The following is a 2219-nucleotide window of genomic DNA, read 5'->3' as shown; positions in this document are numbered from 1 at the left end:
AATGTGTAATAGCACCATCAACTAATTTATAGAAATAAGTATTTTCTGATGATATTACTTATCATTTGCACATACTGTTGACGGGCCATTTAATTGAGTAGGTTCACTATATCCGTGCTTAAGCATCATTACAGGGAGAAAAAAGATGAGGAAGTTATTAAGCATAGGGTTATTACTGCTACTGGCTGGCTGTAGTAACCCTCATCGTGATAATCCGCATAAATTGATTGATCGCGGTGAGTATAAAGTGGATACCAATATCCCTTCTGTTGCTCAAAATACGCGAGTGAGGTTTTTGGTTCTTCACTACACTGCAACAGATGATGCAGAGTCACTGAGATTATTGACGCAAGGTGATGTTAGCGCCCATTATTTGGTCAAAACACATCCTGATAACCTTGATGGCAAACCTATCGTTTTACAATTGGTTCCTGAATCTGAACGCGCCTGGCATGCCGGTGTTAGCTATTGGCATGGGCGTAATAGCCTCAATGATACCTCGATAGGCATTGAAATCGTCAATAAGGGCTTTACTGAGAAGATGTTGGGTAGGCAGTGGTATCCATACAACGAATCACAGATTCAATTGATTGAGCGGCTAACCAAGGACATTGTTGAGCGTTATAATATTGACCCCACTGATGTTGTCGCTCATAGCGATATTGCGCCACAAAGAAAGTCAGATCCTGGGCCATTATTCCCATGGAAGCGTTTAGCGGAGCAGGGCATCGGGGCTTGGCCTGATGATGCGACGGTCGCAAAGTATATTGATGGTCGAAATAAAAACGATCTCGCTTCTGTCGCCATTATCCAGCAGGCATTAGCACGTTATGGTTATCAAATTCCCCAAAGTGGCGAGCTGGATGATGAGACCAAGCACGTTATCGAAGCATTTCAAATGCACTTCAGGGCGCAAGATTTTAGTGGTGTGCCGGATGTAGAAACGGAAGCTATTGCATTGGCGTTGGTTGAGAAATATCGTCCCCTTCATCCTTGAAGCCGCAGGGGTGTTAGCTGCATTTACTCACCCGAATCACTTACTTGAGTAAGCTCATCGGGACTCGTTCATTTGCTGCCTACCTGCGACTTCAATGCTTTTGGGGATCCCTTTTATCCTTGAAGCCGCAGGGGTGTTAGCTGTTCTCAGCCATTTAAAAACAAAAAGCCAGTCACTGATGACTGGCTCAGACTGCTGACAAACCTCGACGACTCGATCTCGGGTGGTGAAGACAGGTAGAAGAGTAAAGCGTCCGCGCCAGGGATGGCGCGGCTCGAGCCTACAGGGATGCTTGTTTTTACAAAGGAAGTACGGCGTCTTTACGATCTACCTGTTTTCACCGCGGCGGGCACTTTGTCAATAAACTCAGCCAGTCACAGATGACTGGCTTTTAAGGACTCATCCGCGATGTTTACTGATGGGCTAAATCACCATCATCCTCACCGTTGAGAATGTCTTTATCTGTTTGTTTCATCAATTGGCTGGTAATAGTACCGGCAGTCATTGAACCGCTGACATTCAATGCGGTGCGCCCCATATCAATCAATGGTTCAACAGAGATAAGCAAAGCAACCAAAGTGACGGGCAAGCCCAACGCAGGTAATACAATTAGCGCTGCGAAGGTCGCGCCACCGCCAACTCCAGCAACACCGGCAGAACTGATGGTGACAATGCCGACCAGTGTGGCAATCCAGATTGGGTCCAGTGGGTTAATACCCACGGTTGGCGCAACCATCACGGCCAACATTGCAGGATACAAACCGGCACAGCCATTTTGGCCGATGGTCGCCCCGAAAGATGCTGAGAAACTGGCGATAGATTCTGGGACACCCAAACGGCGGGTTTGTGCTTCGACATTCAGCGGGATACTGGCGGCACTGGAGCGGCTGGTAAATGCAAACGTCAGCACTGGCCAAACTTTGCGGAAGAATTTCAGCGGGTTAATGCCAGTGAAAGATAACAGTACACCGTGTACCACAAACATAATGGCCAGACCGAGGTAAGAGGCAATAACAAAACTGCCTAGCTTGATAATATCTTGGATATTAGAACCGGCAACCACTTTGGTCATCAAGGCCAGTACGCCGTAAGGGGTCAGTTTCATCACCAGACGGACCAGCTTCATCACCCAAGCTTGCAGGGTGTCGATAGCCACTAACACGCGTTGGCCTTTTTCTACATCATCTTTCAGTAATTGTAGGGAAGCTATTCCCAAGAAAGT

Annotated in this window: 2 protein-coding genes; one reads left to right on the top strand and one right to left on the bottom strand. The window is 47.1% G+C overall.

Annotated elements, in window-relative coordinates:
- Positions 1-145: 145 nt before the first annotated feature.
- The gene (locus tag FTA91_RS03140) at positions 146-997 is read left to right on the top strand and encodes an N-acetylmuramoyl-L-alanine amidase (protein ID WP_145536252.1); all 852 of its coding nucleotides are present in this window, start codon (positions 146-148) and stop codon (positions 995-997) included.
- A 412-nt stretch (positions 998-1409) separates the two neighbouring features.
- On the opposite strand, the gene FTA91_RS03135 is transcribed toward FTA91_RS03140, so the two are convergent.
- Positions 1410-2219 (bottom strand): cation:dicarboxylate symporter family transporter (locus tag FTA91_RS03135; RefSeq protein WP_145582942.1); only part of this gene is annotated, 810 nt, incomplete at its 5' end.

It is taken from the genome of Yersinia thracica, assembly GCF_902170565.1.
Lineage (GTDB): Bacteria > Pseudomonadota > Gammaproteobacteria > Enterobacterales > Enterobacteriaceae > Yersinia > Yersinia thracica.
The sequence above is the reverse complement of the archived record's forward strand: the minus strand, read 5'-3'. Positions and strand labels throughout refer to the sequence as shown.